13 protein-coding genes and 1 pseudogene are annotated in these 24,246 nt (G+C 69.8%); 12 read left to right on the plus strand and 2 right to left on the minus strand.

What is annotated here, in order from left to right; translation table 11 throughout:
• Window positions 1-43: 43 nt before the first annotated feature.
• Together ACH4TL_RS45125 and ACH4TL_RS45130 are read left to right on the plus strand one after the other, a co-directional pair.
• Window positions 44-859 carry an oxidoreductase gene (locus tag ACH4TL_RS45125; protein WP_398331612.1) on the plus strand — a complete coding sequence of 272 codons (816 nt, stop codon included), beginning with the start codon at window positions 44-46 and terminating at the stop codon, window positions 857-859.
• Window positions 860-1,160: 301 nt separating this feature from the next.
• A pseudogene (locus ACH4TL_RS45130) lies at window positions 1,161-1,361 on the plus strand (Tn3 family transposase); the annotation flags it as partial.
• Window positions 1,362-1,427: 66 nt separating this feature from the next.
• Here ACH4TL_RS45130 and ACH4TL_RS45135 read toward each other — a convergent pair.
• Both ACH4TL_RS45135 and ACH4TL_RS45140 read right to left on the minus strand, forming a co-directional pair.
• Window positions 1,428-2,075, minus strand: a complete 648-nt coding sequence (locus ACH4TL_RS45135) for a response regulator (protein WP_398331574.1) — start codon at window positions 2,073-2,075, stop codon at window positions 1,428-1,430.
• On the minus strand, window positions 2,060-3,319 hold the full coding sequence (locus ACH4TL_RS45140; RefSeq protein ID WP_398331571.1) for a sensor histidine kinase: 1,260 nt from the start codon (window positions 3,317-3,319) through the stop codon (window positions 2,060-2,062). The genes ACH4TL_RS45135 and ACH4TL_RS45140 overlap by 16 nt, the downstream gene beginning before the upstream one ends.
• Before the next feature lie 151 nt (window positions 3,320-3,470).
• Here ACH4TL_RS45140 and ACH4TL_RS45145 point away from each other — a divergent pair, with 151 nt between their 5' ends.
• The 10 genes from ACH4TL_RS45145 to ACH4TL_RS45190 all read left to right on the plus strand — a co-directional run.
• Entirely contained in the window at window positions 3,471-3,911 is a 441-nt protein-coding gene (locus ACH4TL_RS45145; RefSeq protein WP_398331569.1) for a hypothetical protein, read from the plus strand.
• Between the two features lie 303 nt (window positions 3,912-4,214).
• Window positions 4,215-4,571, plus strand: a complete 357-nt coding sequence (locus tag ACH4TL_RS45150; RefSeq protein ID WP_398331566.1) for a recombinase family protein — start codon at window positions 4,215-4,217, stop codon at window positions 4,569-4,571.
• Between the two features lie 53 nt (window positions 4,572-4,624).
• Entirely contained in the window at window positions 4,625-4,909 is a 285-nt protein-coding gene (locus ACH4TL_RS45155; RefSeq protein WP_398331563.1) for an integrase core domain-containing protein, read from the plus strand.
• 330 nt (window positions 4,910-5,239) lie between these two features.
• A complete protein-coding gene (locus ACH4TL_RS45160; RefSeq protein ID WP_398331560.1) occupies window positions 5,240-6,001 on the plus strand; it encodes a DeoR/GlpR family DNA-binding transcription regulator in 762 nt (253 codons plus the stop codon).
• A 114-nt stretch (window positions 6,002-6,115) separates the two neighbouring features.
• On the plus strand, window positions 6,116-8,950 hold the full coding sequence (locus ACH4TL_RS45165; RefSeq protein WP_398331557.1) for an ATP-binding protein: 2,835 nt from the start codon (window positions 6,116-6,118) through the stop codon (window positions 8,948-8,950).
• Between the two features lie 296 nt (window positions 8,951-9,246).
• A complete protein-coding gene (locus ACH4TL_RS45170) occupies window positions 9,247-11,829 on the plus strand; it encodes an AAA family ATPase (RefSeq protein WP_398331554.1) in 2,583 nt (860 codons plus the stop codon).
• Window positions 11,830-11,833: 4 nt separating this feature from the next.
• On the plus strand, window positions 11,834-14,635 hold the full coding sequence (locus ACH4TL_RS45175; protein ID WP_398331552.1) for an AAA family ATPase: 2,802 nt from the start codon (window positions 11,834-11,836) through the stop codon (window positions 14,633-14,635).
• Window positions 14,636-15,172: 537 nt separating this feature from the next.
• Window positions 15,173-15,847, plus strand: coding sequence for a LuxR C-terminal-related transcriptional regulator (locus ACH4TL_RS45180; RefSeq protein WP_398331549.1), 675 nt, complete (start codon window positions 15,173-15,175; stop codon window positions 15,845-15,847).
• A 54-nt stretch (window positions 15,848-15,901) separates the two neighbouring features.
• A complete protein-coding gene (locus ACH4TL_RS45185; RefSeq protein ID WP_398425508.1) occupies window positions 15,902-18,631 on the plus strand; it encodes a LuxR C-terminal-related transcriptional regulator in 2,730 nt (909 codons plus the stop codon).
• Window positions 18,632-19,059: 428 nt separating this feature from the next.
• The coding region (locus tag ACH4TL_RS45190) for a type I polyketide synthase (RefSeq protein ID WP_398425510.1) at window positions 19,060-24,246 on the plus strand (5,187 nt) is incomplete at its 3' end.

Below are 24,246 nucleotides of genomic sequence, written 5' to 3' on the forward strand. Positions count from 1 at the left end.
TTGAAGAAACCGATCGGTTTCTCAATGGTTCCGGGAGTCCATGATGACGACACATCGGCCGGTGGCACTCGTGACGGGTGCGTCCTCCGGTATCGGGAAGGCGGCCGCGCTCGCGCTGGTCGAAGCGGGTTTCGATGTGGTCGGCACAAGCCGCGACACCTCGCGCGCCGCCCCCCTTGACGGCGTGACCTTCCTCGACCTCGACGTGGCCAGTGACACGTCGGTCACCGCCGTGGTCCAGCAGGTGATCGACCGGTTCGGGCGGATCGATGTCCTGGTCAACAACGCCGGTATGGGATTGATGGGTGCGGCCGAGGAGAACTCCGTCGCGCAGGCCCAGGGAGTCTTCGACGTCAACGTCTTCGGGGTGATGCGTATGGTGAAGGCGGTCCTGCCGCACATGCGTGCCCGGGGACGCGGACGCATCATCAACCTCTCTTCCGTGCTCGGCTTCCTCCCCTCGCCTTACATGGCCGTCTACGCCGCGTCCAAGCATGCGATCGAGGGGTACTCCGAGTCCCTGGACCACGAGATCCGCGAGCATGGTGTCCGGGCGCTTCTCGTCGAACCCGCCTACACCAGCACCGGATTCGAGGCCAACAGCCCGCGGCCCGACACGCCCCTGCCGGTCTACGCGGACCAGCGGCGCGCCTTCGACCGCATGATGGAAACAGCGATCAAGGACGGCGACGACCCCGGCATCGTCGCCAAGGTGATCGTCGCAGCAGCGACCGACCCGAAGCCGAAGCTGCGCTACACCGCCGGTCCCGTTGCCGGACGCGCAAGCACACTGCGCCGCATCGCTCCTGCCGGGGTCTTCGACAAGCAGATCCGCAAGCTCAACCGGCTGGCCGGCTGACGCCTGCCCGCACCCAAGCCCCGCAAGAATGAGACGCACAGGGAGCGGCACATGGCGGAGATCCCGACCCCTGGTCTTCCCGACCGGCGGCAAGCCATCGACCAGTAGGGGGGTGACGCAGATACGCCTCAAAGGGGCAACGAGCTGACCTTGAAGTCCTAGCGCTCGGCGGCTGATCACTGCGCATGAGCTGCATCTATTCTTCTCGCCGACTCGTGATGAGCTGGAGTGGGCGGCCGGGGCGACGGACGGGGATGGGCATCTGCTGGCTCTACTGCTGATACTGAAGTCGTATCAGCGCATGGGCTGTTTCCCGGCACTGGAGGATGCGCCGGAGCAGGAGAAGGCGATGAAGTTCAACGCTCTGCTCACGAACGCCGTTGTGTTCCACGATGCCCTGGACATCGCGGAGATCGTCCGGCAGCTGCTGGAGGAGGGCTCGACGATCGAGCCGGAGGACCTGGCCCGCATCTCACCGTACCTGACCGAGCACATCAACCGGTTCGGCGAGTACTCCACACACGAACTCGGCATCCGGCCCGAGGCGTACGACCCCGGCTGGGGCAATCTAAGGCTTGTTCAGGTAGGTAAGGACGGCGCGGACGCGGCGGTTGGTGTCGTCATCGTCGGAGATGCCGAGCTTGCCGAACATGGAGGTGGTGTACTTGCTGATAGCGCTCTCGCTGAGAAAGAGGCGGCGGCCGATGGCCTGGTTGGACAGCCCCTCGGCCATGAGGGCCAGCACGGAGTACTCGCGTTCGGTGAGCCGCTTGAGTCCCCGGTTCGGGGAACTGTTGGACAGCAGTTTCGCGATGACAGCCGGGTCCATGGCGGTCCCGCCGCCCGCGACGCGCTCCAGGGCGCCGATGAACTGGTCCGCGTCGAACACACTCTCCTTGAGGAGGTAGCCGACGCCGCCGGAGCCGTCGGCCAGGAGCTCGCGGGCGTACAGCTGCTCGACGTGCTGGGAGAGGATGAGGACCGGAAGCCCGGGCATCTCGCTGCGGGCGGCGAGGGCCGCCCGCAGGCCCTCGTCCGACTGGTCCGGTGGCATGCGGACGTCGATGACGGACACATCCGGGCGCCACGTCCGCAGCGCGTCGAGCGTTTCAGGTCCGGTGGTCGCCGTCGCCACCACCTGGTGCCCGTACGCCTCGATCAGGCGGACCATCCCGTCGCGCAGGAGGTAGAGGTCTTCGGCTACAACGATTCGCATGGCAGCGCCATCCTGACACGGGTCGGGCCGCCTGGTGGGCTGGTGATCTCCAGGGTGCCGCCGAAGACCGCGAGGCGGCGGCGCAGGCCTGCGAGCCCGCCGTCGGCTCGCTCGTCGGCCCCGCCCCGGCCGTCGTCCTCAACCTCGACGACGAGGTCGGCCTCGTCCCTGGCGAGGCAGACGCGCGCCCGCGACGCGTGGGCATGCCGGACCGCGTTGGTCAGTATCTCGGCGACGCCGAAGTAGACGGCCGACTCGATCGGCGGGTCCAGGGTCAGCCGGGCGTCAGCGCTGACGGCCACGTCGAGGGGGATGTCAAGGGCGAGGGCGCGCACTGCGTCGACGAGCCCCCGCTCGTTCAGCACCGGTGGACTGATCCCCCGGATCAGCTCGCGGAGCTCGGCCAGCGAGGCGGTGGCGCCGACCCGCGCGTCCCGCATCAGTGCCTTGGCCCGCTCCGGGTCGGTCTCCATCAGCTTCTCCGCGGTTGCCAGGGAGAGCCCGAGTGCAACCAGGCGGGCCTGCGCTCCGTCGTGCAGGTCCCTTTCGATCCGGCGGATCTCGGCAGCCTGCGCGACCGTCGCGTCCGCGCGTTGGGCGGTCAACTCGTCCACCCGGTCCGCCAGTGCCATCGCAGGCGACGGACGCAGGAAGCGGACGGCCACCGGCTCGACGAGCCGCCAAGCGTACGGGGCTGAGGCGACGGCCACGACCAGGCCGAGTGCCCCGACGAGGCGCGCGGCGAGACCCGGCTGGCCGAGCCCGAGGACCGCCGCGCCCACCCCGGCCGGCGGGAAGGCAGCGACCACGCCCGCGGTGAGCGGCAGGATCCCCGTGAACCGCAGGTCGCGCCAGTTGGCTGGGTCTCTCCACCGGACCCGCCACTTCTGGTCCAGGAGGGCGTCCCGACGGGTGCGTTCGTAGGAGAAGCCGTTCCACCAGTACCCGGTGGACATCCGCGTCACCGGTCCGGCCTGCCGGTATCCGGCGAGGATGACGGTGGCAGTCCACCTTGCGACGACGAAGCGGACCATCCGGCAGACCGGGCGGGACATCGCGAGCGTGCCCCCACACACCAGCACGAGCGGCGCTACCCACGACCACGGGTTTCCCGCCCCCCACCAGATCCCCAGCGCCACGGCGGCCGCCCACACGGCCGGGACCAGCATGCTGACGACCGCCACGACGCATGCCCGCACGAACCCCACGCCGACGCGCGCCACCCACGAACCCAGCTGTCTCATGACTCATCCTTCGCTTACCGTTCGGTGCTTCCACTGTGCACCGCGCGGAGCCGGCTACTTACCTGGTCAGCCAGGGAGTGTGGCTACCCCCACCCGCCTGTGTGTCCAGGCGGATACCGCGTCAGCCAAGCGCTTCATAGCGTCGGTGAGTATGGAAACCAACGCGCACTCCACGGCCGAGGCGGCACTCCTCAGCACCCCCCGCGCCCAAGGGGCCTTCGACACAGCGAAAAGCAGCATCAAGGTTTACGGCGCACTGAGCGCCGTCGCCCTCTTGGCGGTCATCGCGGTATCGGTCAGCGGTCACATGGTGAACACGTTCATGTGGGTCCGGGCAGCCCTGCTGCCCGTAGTCGCTGTGCTGATCTACCGGATGACCGGATCCGCTTCCCGGGGGTCTCGACGGGCCTTCGAGCGCGTGAGGGCTCTCGCCGTCATCATGCCGATCGCGATCATCGGCGTCGACCTGGTCCCGGGTGTCTGCCCGGCGTGGTACGCCGTGATGCAGGTCGTCTGCATGCTGCCCGTCATCCGAGTCGCGTTCATGACCCGCGGCTCTGCACTGCGTGCGGCCTTCCCCAAGGGGCGCTGATCGGGCGTCGGGCACCGCTCCGTGCGCCCTCGCCCAGGAACCCGCGGGCCAGAACCCCCGAACCGGCCGCCGCGGTCGAACAGTTCGACTGTCCGACCTGTGAGGTGCCCGCCGGAAGCACCTGCCGCACCCGCGGCGGCAAGGTCGCCCCGAAGTACCACACCCCCCGCTTCATGCTCGTCCCTCAGCTCCGCGCCGAGCTGGAGGTGAAGACCTCCGCCGACCGCGGCCCCGACACGCGCGTGGGAAATGGGCCCCGCCATCGACGCCGCAGCACCCGAGACGGCGACGTAGCCCACCAGAGTGGGCTACGCGAGGTGCAGCACCGCCCAGCAGGAACTCCAAAGCCAGCTCGACGCGCTCGCCGAGGCCGGGTGCGACCCGGTCTTCTCCGAGAAGATCAGCACCCGCATCAAGGTGCGACCGGAGTTCGTCAAGGCGATGGACTTCGCCCGCACCATCAAGAAGGCCGTCCCGCACCAACGGGTCATCCTCACCGTCCACGAGATGAAGCGCCTCGGCCGTGGCGCCGCCGAGCTACTGGCCATCGCCGAGGACCTGCGCCACCACGACATCGAACTCGAACTCCTCACCGGCCCGAACGCGGCCGGTATCGGTGCGGCTCCCCGCGGTTCGGACCGACGTGGCGTGAGCTTCTGACGGCGCAGTACGAGTCCTTCGACGCAGTCTTTCAGGCCGAGAACATCGAAACCGTGACGACCGCCCCACGGGCCCCGCGGATGAACGCGCACTGCGAGAGCGTCATCGGGACGCTACGACGCGAGGCCCTCGACCACGTGCTGGTCTGGAACGAGGCCCGTGCTCGACACGTTCTTGAGAGCTACGCGCGGCACTACAACCGGCGTCGACCACATCAGGCGCGGGCGCAACGCCCTCCTCTCGCCGAACACCAGACTGCACCGCTGTCCGACCTGAACACCACGCGGCGGCTATGCCGGACTCGTGTCCTCGGCGGCCTGATCAGCGAGTACAGATAAGCGGACTGACAAGCCGCTATGGGTTGTTGAACGGCACACGGGCGCCCGCAGGCGGATGGCGAGGTATTCGCGCAGGTCAGCGCGACTATGTCACCTCGTTTCGGCTACTCACCGCGTGTTAGTGTCTTCCATCGCTTATAGAGCAACCTTGTGATCCCGGGCGCGGTCGGATGGGTACCGGGGCGTCGCGGGGCCTTGAGCCGCTGAACGGAGTGGGGATCAGGTGCTGTTCACTCGTAGACGCCCCGAAACCCTGGCCGAACCGTTGTGCGCCTCCTTACGGCTGAGTAGCCTCCCGGGTCGGGGTAGGCCGTGGGGGAAGTAACGGGGATGTACGCAGAGGAGCGCCAGCAGACGATCCTGGAAGTGGTGAGGAGAATCGGCAGGGTCGACGTGGCAGGCTTGGCGTCGCGGTTCGACATCACCACGGAGACGGTGCGCCGGGATCTGACGCTACTCGAGCGGCGGGGTCTGCTGCGCCGGGTGCACGGTGGAGCGATCCCGGTGACGACGGGGTCGGCCGAGGCGGATCTGCCCGCCCGCCACCCGGTGACGCTCACCGAGCGGCAGCGTATCGCCAGGGCCGCGGTGGAATACGTCCCCGAGACGGGCGCCATTTTGCTCGACGCGGGTAGAACGATGGGCGAGCTCGCGGACCTCATACCGGTCGACCGGGAGCTCACTGTGGTCACCAACGCGATCGATGTCGCCCTCACTCTCACCGGCAAGGGCAATATCACCGTGATGCTGGTCGGCGGCCGGATCAAGTCCCGTCCGCTCGCCGTGGTCGACAGCTGGGCCTTGCGCCTGCTGAGCGAGATCTATATCCACGTCGCCTTCCTGGCCCCCGGCGGGATCTCGCTCGAACGCGGCCTGACCACCACCGACCCCTCCGAGGCGATGGTCAAGCGCGCGGCGATCTCGGCGACCCGGCACACCGTCGTGCTGGCCGACCACACCAAGATCGGCCACACTCGTTTCGCCCAATTCGGCGCCCTTGCCGACATCGACACGCTGATCACCGACGACCGGGCGGACTCCTGTGTGACGAGGGACATCGAGCGGGCGGGTCCGCGCGTGCTGACCGTGTGAATCGCGCCCTGCGAAGCGGTACGATCGCGGCGTACTGATCATCCAAGCGGCGGCCAAGTGTTTTCGGCCGCTTGAGGACGCCCAACCGCCGTCGCCGGAGCAAGAGGAGTCACGGTGGTCGCGCGCAGCGGTCCGCAATCCGAACCGGCCACGGAACTGGCCGGCCGCGACTGGGAACGGTCTCTCCTGGTCGAGCGTGCCCGCGGTGCTTCGCTCGGCGCGGGCCAGGCAGTCCTGTTGCGCGGCCCGGCGGGCATCGGCAAGACCAAGCTCCTCTCCGTCGCGCTCGACGAGCTCACTCCCCTCGCCCGGACAGTGTTGACCGTCAAATGCCCGGAGAGTGGTTCGACCGCCTACGAGACGGTTCGTGGCCTGTTCGAGCCGTTGCGCCTCACCGAGGACGGAGCCGAAAGCTCGCCACTGCTCAGCGGGAGCGCCCGGCTCGCCCTGCCCGCCCTGCTTCCCGACCGCACGGACGAGACCGGTCCCACCGACACGTACGCGGTCATGCACGGCCTGCACTGGCTCACCGCCGGGCTCAGCACCGACGGCTTGGTGGTGCTGGCGATCGACGACGTCCAGTGGTGCGACGAGGCGTCCCTGCGCTGGCTGGGTTTCCTGCTGCGCCGCGCGGAGGACCTGCCGCTCATGGTGCTGATGACCCAGCGCACCGGCCACGAACAGTCCCGGCCCGAGGTGCTCGACGAGATCAGCGACACCCTCAGCTGCCTGATCGTCGACCTGCCGCCGCTGACCACCGAGGCCGTCGGCGAAATGCTGCACTGGGCCTTCGACCGTGAACTCGACTCGGCGTTCTCCGCCAAATGCGCTGAGATCACCGGCGGTAATCCCTTCCTGGTACGGCGGGTGGTCAGCCGGCTGCGCGGTGACGAGATCCCGCCCGGTGCCGAGCAGGCGGCTCTGCTCGACGAGCTCGGATGGAATGTCGTCGCGCGCTCCCTGCTCGACCGGCTCCCCAGGGACGCGTACGCGGTCGCCACGGCGATCGCGGTGCTGGGCGGTGAGACCATCGAGATGATCGCGGCATTGGCCGGGACACAGCCGGGTCCGGCGGGAGTGGCGGTGGAGGTCCTGCGCGCCAACGATCTGCTGCTCGGCGACGGCCTCGACTACGCGCACGATCTGATCCGGAGCGCTGTGCTCGACACCACGTCAGCGAACGAGCGGGTGGCACTGCGCGAGCGGGCCGCCAGGCTGCTCAACGACTCCGGCCGCCCGGCCGAGGAGGTCGCGGTCCAGCTGATGCTGCTGCCGGGCGACCCGGCGCCCTGGATGGTCGGAGTGCTGCTGACGGCCGCGGAGAGCGCGGAGCACCGGGGAGCGCCCGCCGCGGCCGCGCACTACCTCTCGCAGGCGCTGAAGCACGACCCGGACGACGTGACCTTGCTGGCCGCGTTGGCCAGGGTGCTCGGGCAGAGCGAGCCCGCAAAGGCGCTGGAGTACCTGGAGCACGCGCTGGGCCTGGTACGCGATCCGCGCACCCGAGCCCTGCTCGTGGTGCAGTACGCCCTGACCTCGTTGGAAGTGCAGAACTCCCTGCGGGCCTTCGAGCTGGTGGACGAGGTGCTCGACGCGATCGAAGCGGAGGGCGGTGCGGAAGTCACCCCGGCGGACCGCGCGCTGCGCACGCTCGTCGAGTTCGCGTATCTGATTTCCGGCCTCGACGAGAAATCCACCGTGGACAGAGTGGGGCGGCGATTTCGCGATTACGCACCACCGCAGGGGGACACCGCAGAGGAGCGACAGCTGCTGGGCATGCTGTCCTCGCTCGGCACCTTCCAGTGCAGGCCCGCCACCGAGGTCGCAGCCCAAGCGGAGAAGGTCCTGCGCATCGGCGATGTCGCACCGGGCGGATGGGCGGTGCTGAGCGCCAGCCTCTCGCTCTACCTCGCCGACGAGATCGATCCCGCGCTGGTCGCGCTCACCGCCCTGATCGAGCACGCGCAGCGCACCGGTGAGGCGTGGACGCACACCCTCGGCGCGAGCACCCGTGCCGAGGTCTACCGGTGGGCGGGCAACGTGGGTGAGGCGCTTTCCGACGCGCAACTGTCTTTCGACGTCGTGCTCCAGGAGTCCTGGGCCCCGAACGTGGTGATGCCACAGACCGCGCTCGCCTCGGCGCTGATCCGCCGGGGGGAGCCCGCGCGGGCGCAGGAGGTGCTCGACCTCATCACTCGGCCGCGGCTGGACCGATTCACTCTGGAATACCACTGGTACGTGATGGCGCGGGCGCGGAGCCGGGCGGCACTGGGTGACCTGGAAGGCGCCCTCACCCACTTCTACCGGTGCGCCGACAGCCTGGCCGAAGGGGGCATCGGTAACCCCGTGCTGGCGCCGTGGTGGTTCGACGCGGCGGACGTGCTCGCCGAACTCGGCCGCCACCACGAAGGATTGGACCTCATCGAACGGGTGGAGGAATCGGTGCACCGCTGGGGCACCACGCGGGCCCTGGGCATGTTCCGGATGGCCCGTGGGGTGTTGACCGCGGGCGACGCCGGCATCGACCTGCTCACCGACGCGGTGCACACACTCGCGGACTCGCCCGGCAGGTTGGAGCAGGCCAGGGCCGAGTATCTGCTGGGCCGCAGGCTGTGCCGCAGGGGTGACGCCGAGGGCGCGCGCGAGCGGCTGCGCCGGTCGATCGACCTGGCCGTGCTGTGCCGGGACCAGCTACAGCTCAACCAGTCGCTGCCCGCGCTGAGCGAGGCGGGCGGCAGGTTGCGCCGCAGCACCGCCTCGCCGGTCGACACACTGAGCGGCAGCGAGCGCCGGGTCGCCGAGCAGGCCATCGCGGGGGCGACCAACCGGGAGATCGCCGAGTCGCTGTTCCTCACTCAACGGACCGTTGAGTTCCACCTCACGAGCGTGTACCGCAAGCTCGGCATCCGGGGCAGGCAGGAGCTCGCCCGCGTCCTGCGGAAGACATAAAGGCCATTCTGATAACGGTTTGAGATAAAAGAGCCCCAATTCGGGGTCGTTGCGCGTGATGAGCTCCCGTCGATGCGCGTAGAGATTGTCATAACCTCAAGGAAAGCTCAGCGTAACTCGCGTGATGCTGCACAGGCACAAGCACAGTTGTAATCTCCGGTGTATTCACTTCATTGAGGATCGCTGGTGCGAGTGATGCGAGAGGCGTACATGCGGAATTGTCACGCGCGGTTCATTGTCGCAGCACTCTCTGCTCCCGTCCATGCCGCGGGGGCACATCCCGGGCACGTGTCACGATGAGTCCCGCGCCTTCCCTCGCCGCGGACGAATTCGTAGGCCGTCAGAGTGCCCTGACCGTACTGGAGGAGCTGATCGGGACGCTCGAGGCCGGCGGGTCGGGCATGGCGGGCGTGACCGGTCCGCTCGGGGTGGGACGCAGCGCGGTGCTGCACCGGGCGGTGGACCGGGCACGCGCTCTTGGGTCGGCCGTCGGCTTCGCGCGCTGCTCGCCGGTCGAGTCGCGAGTCCCCTACGCCGCGGTGACCCAGCTGTTCGCCGGGCTCCGCCCGCCGTCACGGATGGTCGAACTGGCCACCGCCTGTATGCGTAACGACCACCTCGCTGCCTCGGTGCCGCTGCTGTGCGACGAGTTCCTGGCGCTCGCCGCTGACCGTCCGCTGCTGCTCGCCGTGGACGACCTGCAATGGGCCGACACATGGTCGCTGCGCTGGTTCGCGGCGATGGCCCGCCGCGCGCACCACGCCCCGGTCCTGCTGATCGGCTCCTCCTACGGTCCGCTCTCCCGTCTTCTCGGCGAGGACCATCTCCTGGACGGCGCGGGTCTCGCCGAGATGCGGGAGCTCCCGCTGGCCTCCTTGTCCATGGCCAACTCCCGGCAGCTGCTGGAAACACTGACCGGGCGTGAGATCGGCGCGAGGGTGGCCGCCGTTGCGGCCGACATGACGCGGGGCCGCCCGGCTATGCTGCGCGGCGTCGCAGACCACTTCACCGCCCGGAACCTGCCGCTGGACGACGAGCGGATTCCGCAGCTGATCGAGGCAGCCTGGACCGCGTGGTCCGTACGGGCCAACCGCGCCATGCTCAGCATGCCCGCCGACGCGCTCGCCCTGTTGCGTGTACTGGCCGCCGTCGGCAGCAACTTCGAATTCGAGATCGCCGGTTCCCTGGCCGGACTGCGTGCCGCCAGACTGGACCGCGCGCTCGACACCCTCCTCGTCACCGGGCTGGTGATCGACCCCGACGCACCCCGGGTGCCCTGTGCTCGTCTCGCCGCCGAGATACTCGCGGCAATGACCCCCTCCGAGCGCGAAAACCTCTACCTGCGAGCGGCGGAATTGGCCCGGAAAGTCGGGGCCGGGGTCGGCACTGTCGCCGACCTCCTCGGCCACGCGCCGGCTTCCGGCCTGCCCTGGGCCGGGAAGACGCTGGCCGAAGCGTCAACGTACCGCATGCGGCGGGGCAGAACGGACGCTGCGGCCACGGCGCTGCGCCGCGCGCTGCGCGAGCCGATGAACGACGCCGACCGGGCGCACCTGCTCACGCGGCTCGCCTCGATCGAGGTCGTACTCTCGCCACAGGCCAGCGACGGAAGGCTCCGGCATGTTCTCGTACGCTACGCGAACAGCGACTCGTGGCCCTCCGTGGTCCGGGCAGCCGACCTGCTGCTCAGCCGCGGTGACGTCGAGACGGCACGGCGGGCAATCTCCGAACTGCACGAAACGTCGGCCGGTTCGATGTCCCGGGACGAACTGTCCCCGCTGAGCGCGCTGGGCTGGCTCGCGGGGGAGGAGGCGGGCACGGACCCGGAGATCCCGGTCGCCCCGCTGCCCGCCCCGGCCCGCCGCCCGGCCGACCCGGCCCAGGCCGGGGCGCTCGCCTGGCAGCTGGCCAGGTCGGCAGAGGAACGCGACCGGGCGCGGAAGCTGGCCGTGGCCGCGCTCGACGCGCCGAGCGAAGTGCCGGCGATGTGCCGGATCGCGGCCTCCTGCGCGCTGCTGTGCGCCGACGACATCGCCATGGGCATGGACGGTCTGGACACCGTGGTGGCCGACGCACGCAGACGGGGCGCCCGGGCTACCGCCGCGCGGGCACTGCTCTACCGGGCGGGCGCCGCGCTGCGCCTCCACCGCCCCGATGAGGGACTTCGGGACCTGGCCACCGCAACGCGGGAGCTACCGCTGGAATCCTGGCATCCGGCGCTGGCAGCGAGGCTTGTGGCGAGCGAGATCATGGCCCAGATCCGCTGCGGGAGGCTGGACCGGGCCCGGCGACTGGCGGCCCGCCCGCTCACTCACACCGCCGACCAGGGCGTCGGCTGGGCTTTCCTGCTCTACGCCAAGGCGGAGCTCGGCCTGGTCACCGGCGAACCCGAAGGCGCTCTGGTGCTCTTGGAAGAGTGCGGTCGGCTGCTGCGCGCGCGGCGTTGGAAGAATCCCATGGTTCTGCCCTGGCGCTGCACAGCCGCGGTGGCCCACCAGATGCTCGGCGCTCCGCAGACCGCGGCCCGGCTGCGCACGGAGGAGCATGCCGTACTGGACCGCTGGGGCACCGCCGGCGCCGTCGACCGGATGTGCGGCCAGACGGTGGAGACGCTGGCCGAGCTCGGCGTCGAACTCCCACGTCCCCCGGTCCCGGAGCAGGCGAACATACCGGCCTCCTCACTCGCCGGGCTGTCCCGGCCCGAGCGTGATGTCGCGCGGCTCGTCGTCGAGGGGCTTGCCAACCGCGAGATCGCCGACGAACTCCAGGTCGCCACGCGGACCGTGGAGCTGCGGCTGACCAAGATCTATCGCAAGCTCGGGGCCAAGGGCAGAGCCGAACTGGTGGCCCACCTGGCCCCCACGCGCCGGAACGGCTGAGGCCATGCTGCTGGAACGCGAACCCGAACTGACGGTCATGCGCAAGGCCGTACTCGAGGTGGAGTCCGGTGGGGGCGCACTGCTGCTGATCGGCGGCGAGGCTGGGGCCGGCACGACGGCGCTACTGCGCGAGCTGGTGCGACTCGGCGAGGACGCCGGCGCGCGCGTGCTGCGCTCCGGCGGTGCGCAGAGCGAGCGTCAATTCCCGCTGGGGGTCGTACGCCAACTGGTGCTGCCCCTGCTCGCGGCGCCGGATCACCTGGTCCCCGCCGCGTCCCGGGCGATGCTCGGCGTGGTTTCCGATGCGGTCGGCAGGAGCCCGGGCGACGAGCTCGGCACCGAAGCGCTCGCCTCCGTGCTGCACGGCCTGCACACGGCATTCACCGGTCTCAGCGCCGGCCGCACGGTGGTTGTCGTGGTCGACGACCTGCACTGGGTGGACGAGGCATCGCTGCGCGCGCTGGCCTTCCTGGCCGCGCGACTGGACGGCATGCGGGTGCTCGTCGGCGTGGTGCTGCAGGACGGGGAGAGCTCGCGTGACCCGCTCGTCCGGGAGATCACGGACGCGGCGACCTACCGACTGCGCGCGGAAGCGCTTTCCGAGGAGGCGACGGCTCGGCTCATGGTGGACCGGTTCGGCGCTGGATCCGACAGCGAGTTCGCCGCCGCTTGCCACGACCTCACCAGCGGCAGTCCGAAGGAGCTCCGTGTGCTGCTCGACCGCGCTCAGGCGCAGCGGCTGCGCGGCAGGGCGGCGGAAGTGGAGCGCGTACGCGCACTCGGCGGGTCGTTCCGGCGGGAGAGGCTGCTGCGCCTGCTGCGGCGCGACTGTGTCGTCCACACCTTCGCGAAGGCGCTGGTGGTGCTGGCGGACCAGGCCACCGAAGACCTGGTCGTACAGCTGAGCGGGCTGAGCCGGGACGAGTGCGCCGCCGCCCGGTCGGTGCTGTGGAAAGCCCGGCTGCTCAGCGGATCCGGTCGGCTCGCGGTGCACGACCCCGTGCTGACCCGGGCCATCACGGAATCACTGGGAGCGGAGGAGAGCTCGCGCCTGCACCGGGCCGCGGTGGCTTTGCTGGACGAGTACGGAGCCGGGCCGGAGGAAATCGCCGTGCGGCTGCTGCACGTTGACACGGTGCGCGACCGCTGGGAGGTCGACCAGCTCAGAGCCGCAGCGGTGGCCGCGCGCAGGCGGGGCGCGCCGGACGCGGCCGTCCGCTACCTGCGCCGGGCGCTGCTGGATCTGCCCATGGACGGCCGTGAGCGGGCCGATCTGCTGGTCGAGCTGGCCGCCGTCGAGTGGGACACCGATCCGGCCTCGGCGGTCCGGCACATCGAACAGGCCGCGCGCCTGATGCCCAATCACCGCAGGTGCGCCGAGGTGGTGTCCCGGACCCCGCTGCACATGGCGGGCTGCGACCAGCGGCTCGCCGACCTCGTCCGTGAGGTCTCTGCCCGGTTCGACGACCCCGGCGCGCTGCGCGGTTACAACAGGGAGCTCGCCCTTCGACTGGAGGCGCGCTCGCGCTATGCGGCGATCCAGGATCCCGAAGCGCTGGCGTCGGCCGGGGACCGGCTGGCAGAACTCGGCAGTGACGCCGCACTGGGCAGCCGCGCAGAACGTGAACTGTGCGTGGTACTGATGCGGGCCGCGACGCTGAACGGGCAGGTCGGCACCCGGAACATCGTACGGATGGCCCAGCAGGTCCTCGACCACGAACCGACCCACACCGCGCCGATGAGTGCGGCCCTGCAGATCCTGCCGTGGATGCTGCTCGTCGCCGATGCCGGGGATGTCGCCTCGTCCTGGCTCGATGCCGCGCTGGCCCACGCCCAGCGGCAGACCAAGCCGGCGCTCGCCGCCCTGATCGAGGCGCAGCGCGGCCTCGTCCTGCTCGGCCGCGGGGACGCCGTCGTGGCGCGGGAATGTGCGCTGCGTGGGCTGGAGCTGGCGGACCGGGACAAGCCGGAAACGATGCTGGTGCCGGCCGTCGCGGTCGGCCAGCTCGCGCTCGAGCTGCAAGACAACACGCTGGCCGAGCGGGTACTGGAGATCGCCGGATCGGATACGGACCTGCGGATGTTCTTGATGCGGCGGTGTCTGAGGGGCAGGCTGGCGGCGGCGCGCGGGGACCTGCCCGCGGCGCTGGCGCAGTTCCTCGACTGCGGCCGCGTGCTCGACCGGGTCGGATGGGTCGGGGCGGCGGTGTCGATGTGGCAGGTCTCGGCTGCGCTGCTGCACCGTCGGCTGGGTCGGCCCAAAGAGGCGATCGAGCTGGCCGAGGAGAACCACCGGCGCGCGCTGGCCTGGGGCGCGCCGACCGCGCTCGGCCGCGCGCTGCACACATGGGGTGCCGTGACCGATGGCCCGAAGGGGATCGAGCTGCTGCGGCAGGCGGTGGACGTGCTGCACGATGCGGGAAGCCCGCTCGAACTCTCTCGGACCCTGGTCACGCTCGGGAAGCGCTTGCAGAGTGCCGCGCCGGCGGAGGGCGACCAGTTGCTCATCCGGGGGCGCCGGCTGGCCGAGCAGTCGCAGACACTCAGGGTGGGGGAGCATACGGGAGGGTTGGTCAGAGGCGTCACGCCCACCTCGGCTCCGGTCGTCAGGTCCGTACTGACCCGTGGTGAGGCCACGGTGGCCGAACTCGCCGCGCGTGGTCGCAGCAACCAGGAGATCGCCGCCGAGCTGGAGATCAGCAGACGCGCGGTGGAGAAGCATCTCACCAACTCCTACCGCAAGCTGGGTATCGAGGGACGCTCCGCACTCGTCGCGGCACTCGGGGTTCATAGCCACGGCGAATGAGCGCTGGGTGGCGAAAGAATTGCTCCGGCATATGGCTTTGAATCCAGGCCTGCTCGCTTGAGGGTAACCCTCGTTTTGTCCGTTTACATGAGTTATTTTCTGTGCGAGGTGATTCCTCGCTGGATCCTCCGGTTGTTTCTGGGCGTGCGTGTGGGTGAATAACGGACTGGTGGCGCGGTGTCCCGGTGGATGCCTGATCGGATGTTGGAACGTGCCCGATCGCGTGGAAGCTCGCGGCGGGTTGCGTCCGGCTGTTGTGGTGTGAGCATTCGCGCACGCTGGGTGATCAAGGTCGTGTTTTTGCAGCTCAGGGGTGATGTTGTCACACCGAACCGTGCCGTACCGAACCGCGCGGTGCGGGGGCCGCAGTCTTAAGCGTATTAACTTCCAACTAACTCAAAACGCTTGACTTTCTTCTTTTGTGTATGGACGATGACTTATCTGGGAAGCGTTCGGCGGGGGTTAAAGTCGCTTCCGGATAATCGACTCATGCGAACTGAGAGAAACGGTCGAAATCTCGTGAGTAACCCTGGTCTCGTGTCGAAAGAGATTATCTCCGCTGAAACACAGGATCGGTGTTCGGAGCAGTATCGCGAAATCTACTTGTCCCTCTTTGAGCAGTCCGGGATGTGTATAGCGAATCTCGACCTAGAATTTCGGGTCCTGGAGGCGAATCGCTTGTTCGCCCAACAGTTCGGGTACGGTTCTGGCCATGTGTGCGGGCGCAATATTTGCGATTTCCTGCACCCCAGCGTGCAGGGCAAAATGAAGAACGAATTTATTCGACTGGCTGATGGTCAGAATCCGCGCTTCGCCGATCAGATCGTCGCGATGGGCGCCGAGGAGTCTGTTTTCCTGGGCGAGATGACCGGTATCGCAGTGCGCGGGAGTGCGGGCAGGGTCGGCACGATCATGGTGTTGGTGAAACCGCAGGAATCCGAGACCGGCCCGCAGATGGTCACCGGCCGCCGGAAGCTGTTCAGCCCGGTGCACGCCCGGATCCTCGAGGGCGTGGCCGCGGGCGAGTCGACGGTGCAACTGGCGGCGAAGCTGTTCCTCAGCCGTGGCGGTGTCGAATACCACGTCGCCTCCCTGTTGCGGAAGCTCAAGGTCACCAACCGGCCCGCGCTGATCTCGAAGGGCTACTCCATGGGCGTCTTCGCCGTGGGGCAGTGGCCGCCGCGCGTGCGCCCGGAATACGTCTCCTCCTAATTCCTCCGCCCGGGTGCCGGGCCGGTGCACCAGAGAACCGAACAGGACGGGACTGTGTTGCTTGAACGTACGCGGGAACTCGCGGTCATCCGGCGGTCCCTCGATGGCGCACGCGGCGGGCGGGGTGCGCTCGTTACCGTATCGGGCCCGTTCGGGTCCGGACGCTCGGCACTGCTGGGCGAACTCGCCAGGCGGACGTCTCCGTCCGAGGCGCTCGTCCTGCGTGCCGAGGGCGCCCGCTCCGAAAGCGACGTCCCGTTCGGAGTCGCCCGGCGCATGCTCCACGGCTTGCATCGGGGCACCGCCCCGCCGGCCGGCGCCACGGAGGAGAGCGAGGCGCTTCGCCTGCGCGACGTACTGCTCCGCCTGGCCGACGCCATGCCGGTGCTGTTACTCATCGACGACCTGCGCTGGGTCGACGCCAACTCCCTGCGCTGGCTCGCGCTGATCGGTGAGAAACTCGCCGACGCGCGGGTCGTGATCGTGGCCGTGACGCCGCATTCGGCCGATGCGGCGGCGCATTCGCCGCTACTGAAGGAATTCCTCGGCGCCGCCACGGAACGCGTGGCCCTCCGGCCACTGTCACCGGACGGAATCTCCGCCATGGCCGGAGAATTCCTCGGTGAGCCGGAGCGCGAGCTCATTCGGGCCTGCGCCGAGGTCTCCGGCGGCAGGCCGCTGTTCCTCGCCGCCCTGCTGCGGGGGCTCCGCCGAACCCGGTGGCCGCCCCGGCCGGAGGATGTACGGGCGCTGCGCCCCGCCGAGATCGGCACACACGCCGTGCGCGCCCTGGCCGAACTGCCGCAGGCGGAACGCGAGATCGCCACAGCGCTCGCGGTCGTCGGTCCGCGGACCGACGGCGGGCTGCTGTTCACCATGGCGGAACTCACCGCCGAGGACGGCACGGCCGCCCTCGGCGCGCTGAAGTCGGTGGGGCTGCTCGACTCCGGTCCGGTACCCCGCTTCGCTCACGACGCCATCGGCGAGGCCGTCGCGCACTCCCTCGACACGGCCACAATGCCCTGGCACGCCAGGGCCGCGCAGGCCCTGCACGCGGCGGGCAGACCGCCCGAAGAGGTGGCCGGGCATGTGCTGGCCGCGGGTGACCCGCCCGGCGGCTGGCAGATCGAGGTGCTGCGGGAGGCCGCGCGCACGGCACTGGCGGACAAAAACCCCGGTCTCGCACGGAAGTACCTGCTCCGGGCTCTGCTCGGCTCCGCCCAGCAGAGCGGCGGGCGCGCCGAACTGCTCGTGGACCTGGCCAGAGCCGAGCTGGCCTCTACCCCCGTCAGTTCGTTGCGGCGCCTGATGCAGGCGCTGCCGGGGCTGGCGACACCGGCACAGCGAGCCCGCGAGCTCGTCAGGATCCCCGTACTGGCCTGCGAGCTGCCGCCCTCCGGGCTCACCACCCAACTAGCCGATGCAGCCGCCGGGCTGGGTGACCCCGCGCTGCTGGAGGGCTCGGCCCGCGAGACGGCGCTCGCACTCGACGCACGCCTGCGCGTCACGCACCTCAGGCACGCCCGGTATTTCACGGAGACGGTCCGCGCGTTCCGGCTCGAAGGTATCCCCCGGGACGTACGCAGCGCCCCCGCACGGGACCGGGCCGCCGTGCTCTCCTACGCCGGAATGCTCGCCGGAAAGGACTCCGGCACGGTGGCCGCGCTGGCCCGCCGCGTGGTGCTCGCCGAGCTGCCGACCGCGGACGATCTGCGCACGGCGGTGCCGTTGGCGGTACGGGCCATGCTCGCAGCCGACCTGTTCGACCAAGTCGACACCTGGCTCGCCTCGACGGCCGTGGCGACCCTCCAGGCCAATGGCGGGCGGATGCCGGACACACTGCTCGCCGACGCAGAACGGGCATTCGCCCTGGCGCGACGTGGTCGGCATACGGAAGCGGCACTCATGGCCGCACGCACGCTGGAACACGCCGACGCCGAGTTCGCCCCGGTCACGGGACGCTGCTGCGAGGCACTGGCGCTGGTCATCGCGGGCGGAGACCCGCCCGCGGTGGCGGGCGACGCACTCGCCCGGTATCGCGCCCAGGACAACGCACTGCTCGCCCCCTGGCTCGGCCACGTGGTCGACGGGATGCTCGCGTTGCTTGCCGGTGACAACTCCGTCGCGCTGGACCACATACTCGAAGCCGGGCGCGAACACGAACTCATGGGCTGGACGAATCCCGCCGTGCTGCCCTGGCGCTCGTGGGCCGCGCAGCTGCAGTACCGGATCGGCCGCCCGGACCTCGCGCACGACCTCATCGCCCGCGAGTACGAACAGGCGGTGGCGTGGGGCGCCCCCAGCGTGGTCGGCCGTTCGTTGCGTGTCTGGGCCGACGTCACCAAAGGCGAGGGGGGCATCGAGCTGGCGCTGCGCGCGGTGGACGGCCTCAACGCCTCCGCCGACCGGGTGGCAATGGTCAAGGCACAACTGCTGCTCGGAGTCCAGTTGTTCGCCCCCTCCCATGCCGGCACCGTCGAGCACCTCCCCCGGAACGAGCAGCTGCCGCAGCCCTCCGAGACGGACCGCGCGGGCGACCGGCCGGGCAGCCGGCCGACGGCTGCGTCCGACGCCGCGCTCACCCCGAGCGAGCGCCGGATCGCCTTGCTGGTGGCGGCCGGGAAGGGGAACCAGACCATCGCCACCGAGCTTCGGATCAGCCTGCGCGCGGTGGAGAAACACCTGACGAAGGTGTACCGCAAGCTCGGTGTCGCGGGCCGCACTCAGCTCATGGAGATGGCTCCTCCCATCGACGGGGAGAACGAGAACGGCATGGCCGTCTGAGGCAGGGCTGCCCCGCCCACAACCGAAGACCCGGGCCGGCACCGAACTCCGCGGCGGCGCACGGCCGCCGGCCGCTCCCGTTCCCTTCCCCAGCTGTGACGCCAGTGCTGGTCCCGGCAGTTACTAAGGTTTTTCCCGTCACCCCCGCACGAGACTCCTCGCATGTCAGCTGGAGCACGAGGGTTGGACAAGCCGCCCGCATCGAGGCGGCCGGGTTCCGCGACACGGCCGAGCCGGGGCCGGGCCCGCCGGTGAGCCTTCGGGAGCCCCCGTACGGACGTCCGCGCCCCGGTCGTCCCATCGCCCGACCTGCCGCCGTGCGGAAACCCTGAGGGCTCCGCCGAGCCGAAGGATCCGCACACCGACCACCTCTTGTCCGCTGCCGTCGCGATACCGGCTGCGGCCAGCCGCTGTCGAGATGAGTTGAGATGGACAACGAACAGAGGCTCAGGGACTACCTCAAGCGGGCTACCGCCGACCTGCGGCAGACCCGGCAGCGGGTGCACGAGCTGGAGGCGTCGGCCCAAGAGCCGATCGCGATCATCGGCATGTCCTGCCGTTACCCGGGCGGAGTGTCGAATCCGGAGGACCTGTGGCGCCTGGTCGCCGACGGCGAACACGGCATCGGGGCCTTTCCCACCGACCGTGGCTGGGACACCGAAGCGCTCGCCTCCTCGTCCACCACATCCGGCGGCTTCCTCTACGATGCGACCGATTTCGACGCGGACTTCTTCGGCATCTCGCCCCGCGAGGCGGTCGCCATGGACCCGCAGCAGCGTGTGCTGCTGGAGTCGGCCTGGGAGGCCATCGAGCAGGCCGGCGTGGACCCGACAACGCTCCGGGGCAGCGAGACCGGTGTGTTCATGGGAGCCATGGCCCAGGACTACCAGGTCGGCGCGGCCGAGGGCGCACACGGCTTCCAGCTCACCGGAAACACGGGCAGCGTGCTGTCCGGCCGGATCGCCTACACCTTCGGCCTGACCGGCCCGGCGCTGACCGTGGACACGGCCTGTTCGTCATCCCTCGTCGCCCTGCACCTGGCCGACCAGGCACTGCGGGCGGGGGAGTGCTCGCTGGCCCTGGCCGGTGGTGTGACCGTCATGTCCAGCCCGTCGACCTTCGTCGAGTTCAGCCGCCAGGGTGGACTGTCCCCCGACGGGCTGTGCCGGGCGTTCGCCGAATCCGCCGACGGCACCGGTTGGGCCGAGGGCGTCGGCGTACTGGTGCTGGAACGACTGTCCGACGCCGAGCGCAACGGACACCCCGTCCTGGCGGTGGTTCGCGGCAGCGCGGTCAACCAGGATGGCGCTTCCAACGGCCTGACCGCACCCAACGGCCCGTCCCAGCAGCGGGTGATCCAGCAGGCACTGATCAACGCCCGCTTGTCGGCCGACCAGATCGACGCCGTCGAAGCACACGGTACGGCCACGACCCTGGGCGATCCGGTCGAGGCGCAGGCACTGCTGGCGACGTACGGCCAAAACCGCGACGAGAACCGGCCGCTGCTGCTGGGCTCCATCAAGTCGAACCTCAGCCACACCCAGGCGGCCGCAGGTGTCGCCGGTGTGATCAAGATGGTCATGGCGATGCGGTACGGCACCGTGCCGCGCACCCTGCACGTGGACACTCCGTCCTCCCATGTGGACTGGCCCCAGGGTGCGGTGCGCCTGGCCACCGAGAACGTCGCATGGCCGGGGACGGGAGAACCGCGGCGGGCGGGCGTCTCGTCATTCGGGATCAGCGGCACCAATGCGCACGTGATCATCGAACAGGCACCGGACTCGCAGACGGAAACGGAGGCGGCACGGGCGGTGGCGCCGACCGTCCTGCCGACGGTGCCGGTGGTGCTGTCCGGACGTACGCCTGAGGCCCTGCGGGCACAGGCCGCACGGCTGCTGTCCGCCTTGGGCGCCGACGCCGCCACGGAGGTCGATGTCGCAACCGAGGCCGACGCCGGACTCGGCGTCCTCGACACCGCCTTCTCCCTGGCCACCTCCCGGTCGGCTTTCGCGCACCGCGCGGCATTTGTCGCATCCGACCGCGTCGAGATCATCGCCGGGCTGACCGCTCTGGCCACGGACCAGTCGGCGCCCGGGCTCGTTCACGGCGCCGAGTGGGGAGCGGAGCGGGGCGCCGGCAAGTCGGCGTTCCTGTTCAGTGGCCAGGGCGCGCAGCGTATCGGCATGGGACGGGAGCTGTACGCCCGCTTCCCGGTGTTCGCCGAGGCTCTGGACGCGGCACTCGCGGAACTGGACACCCACCGCGATCGCCCCGTACGAGAGGCGATGTGGGGCGACGACGCCGAGGCGCTCAACCGGACCGGGGCTGCGCAGCCCGCGCTGTTCGCGGTCGAGGTGGCGCTGTTCCGGCTCGTTGAGTCGTGGGGCGTGACACCGGACTTCGTGGGCGGGCATTCGATCGGCGAGGTAGCGGCCGCCCACGTCGCGGGCGTGCTGTCGCTTGAGGACGCGTGCCGATTGGTGGCGGCGCGGGCTCGACTGATGCAGGAGCTGCCCTCCGGCGGGGCGATGGTGGCGGTGCAGGCCACCGAGGATGAGGTCGTGGCGCTGTTGGCCGACCGGGTGTCGATCGCGGCGGTGAACGGACCGTCGTCGGTGGTGCTCGCCGGGGCCGAAGACGCTGTCTCCGAGACGGTCGCAAGGCTGGCGGAGCAAGGGCGGAAGGCGAGCCGGCTGCGGGTCTCGCACGCGTTCCATTCGGCGCTGATGGAGCCGATGCTGGACGACTTCCGTGCTGTGGTGGCCGGTCTGGAGTTTCACGACCCGACTGTTCCCGTGGTATCGAATCTCACGGGAGCGGTGGCTGCGGTCGGCGAACTGTGTTCGCCGGAGTACTGGGTGCGGCATGTGCGGGAGACCGTACGGTTCGCCGATGGCGTCCAGGCGCTGTGCGCCGAGGGCGTACGGACCTTCGTGGAGCTGGGCCCGGACGGCGTGCTGTCGGCGCTGGCCCGGGAGTCGGCGCCCGACGAGGCCGTGGTGGTGCCGGTGCTGCGTAAGGACCGCCCGGAGGAGGCGGCTGCCGTCGCGGCGCTGGCGCGGCTCCACGTGACCGGTGTGGCCGTGGACTGGCGGGCGTTCTTCGCGGGCACGGGCGCCCAGCGAGTCGCGTTGCCTACGTACGCGTTTCAGCGGCAGCGGTTCTGGCCCACCACTCTGGCCGGCATGGGTGATGTGCGGGCTGCTGGCCTGGCCTCGGCTGAGCATCCGTTGCTGGGTGCGGCGGTGTCGTTGGCCGACTCGGACGGTGTGGTGTTCGCCGGTCGCCTGTCGGCGGGCTCGCATCCGTGGCTGGCCGATCACGTGGTGATGGGCCGGGTTCTGGTGCCGGGTACGGCGTTCGTGGAGTTGGCGATCCGGGCCGGTGACGAGGTCGGGTGTGACCGTGTCGAGGAGCTGACGCTTGCCGCACCTCTGGTGTTGCCAGAGCGGGGCGCGGTGCAGATCCAGGTGTTCGTCGGTGCCCCCGACGACTCCGGTCGCCGGTCGGTGAAGGTCTTCTCACGGGCGGATGGCTCGGACGAGCTGGCGTGGACCCAGCACGCGGTGGGCGTCCTGGCCGCGGCGGAGGAACTGGACAGCGTTGGGTTCGATACCGCGGTGTGGCCGCCGGTGGGTGCCGAGCCGGTCGATCTGGACGGCTTTTATGAGGACCGGGCCGAGGCTGGCTTTGAGTACGGCCCGGTGTTCCAGGGATTGCGGGCGGTGTGGCGGCGCAGCGGTGAGGTGTTCGCCGAAGTGGTTCTGGGCGATGACGTCGACGTCAGTGGGTTCGGAACGCATCCCGCGCTTCTGGACGCTGTGCTGCACGCCGCGGTGTTGGCTGATGACGAGGCGGCCGGTGGTGTGCCGTTCGCTTGGGAGGGTGTGTCGTTGTTCGCCTCTGGGGCGACGACGGTGCGTGCTCGGCTGTCGTACGGCGAGCGGGAAACGGTGTCGATCGAGGTCGTGGATGTGGCGGGTCGTCCCGTGGCGTCCGTCGCGTCTTTGGTCACGCGTCCTGTCGCTGCTGATCAGTTCACGGACGGTGGCGTGCTGGGCCGGGATTCGTTGTTCCGGGTGGAGTGGGTCCCGGTGGCTGAGGGGGCGGTTGCCGGGCCGTCGGTGGTTGGGGTGGTCGGCCCGGATGGTGGCTTGAGCGATGGGTTGCGGGGTGCGGGGGTCTCGGTAGCGGGGTGCGTGGATCTGGCGGCCTTGGCTGTGGCTGAGGGTCCGGTGCCGGATGTGGTGTTGGCCGTGGTGGGGGCGGAGCGGCCCGGTGACGGGGTGGTGGATTCCGTTCACGCCACGGTGGCGCAGGCTCTGGGCCTGGTCCAGAGGTGGTTGGAGGGGGAGCGGTTCGCTGGGTCTCGTCTGGTTGTGGTGGCGCGTGGTGCTGTCAGCGATCTGGCGGTGGCGTCGGTGTGGGGTTTGGTGCGGTCAGCGCAGTCGGAGCATCCGGATCGGATCACCTTGCTGGACCTTGGTGACGGTGCCGTGTCGGGGGCGGTGTTGTCGCGGGCGTTGGCTGTGGGTGAGCCGGAGTTGGCGGTGCGGGAGGGGCGGTTGGTGGTGCCTCGGTTGGCTCGGGTGGGTGTGTCCGACTCTGTGGTGCGGGTGTGGGGTGGCTCCGGTGCGGTGTTGGTCACGGGTGGTACGGGTGGTTTGGGTGCGGTGGTGGCGCGGCATCTGGTGGCCGAGCATGGCGTGCGGGATGTGGTGTTGGTGTCGCGGCGCGGGGGTGAGGCTCCGGGTGCGGCGGAGCTTGTGGATGAGTTGGTGGAGTTGGGTGCGTGGGTTGAGGTGGTGGCGTGTGATGTGGCTGATCGCGAGGCGCTGGCGGAGGTGCTGGCCGGGCGGGAGATTTCGGCTGTGGTGCATGCGGCCGGTGTGCTCGATGACGGTGTGATGGGTGCGTTGACTGCGGAGCGTGTTGATGCGGTGTTGCGTCCGAAGGTGGATGCGGCGTGGCATCTGCATGAGCTGACACGGGACATGGGCTTGTCGGCGTTCGTGATGTTCTCCTCCGTCGCGGGGACGTTGGGCAGCGCGGGTCAGGGGAGTTATGCGGCGGGGAATGCGTTCCTGGACGCGCTGGTGGAGTATCGGCGTGGCCAGGGGTTGCCGGGTGTGTCGTTGGCGTGGGGGCCCTGGGAGCAGGCCGACGGCATGCTCGGTGAGTTGAGCGCCGCCGATCGGGAGCGGATGTATCGCTCGGGCTTCCCGCCGTTGTCTGTCGAGCAGGGTGTGGCGCTGTTCGATGCCGCGGTGGGGGCTGGGGAGCCGATGGTGCTGCCGATGCGGCTGGATCTGCCGACGCTGAAGGCGCGTGGTGAGGTGCCGCCTCTGCTGCGTGGCTTGATCCGTACGCCCCTTCGCCGTGCCGCCGCTACCGGGCTGGCGCAGCGGCTCAGCGGGCTGGGCGAGGTCGAGCAGGGGGAGGTGCTGCTGGACCTGGTGCGCAGTCAGGTGGCGTTGGTGCTCGGGCATCAGGGTGCGACCCGGGTGGACCCCGGACGAACGTTCCGTGATCTGGGTTTTGATTCGTTGACGGCGGTGGAGCTGCGTAATGGGTTGAGTGGGGCGACGGGGTTGCGGCTGCCGGCGACGTTGGTG

The sequence above is a fragment of the Streptomyces sp. NPDC021115 genome, from assembly GCF_044333065.1.
In the GTDB taxonomy this organism is placed as follows: Bacteria; Actinomycetota; Actinomycetes; order Streptomycetales; family Streptomycetaceae; genus Streptomyces.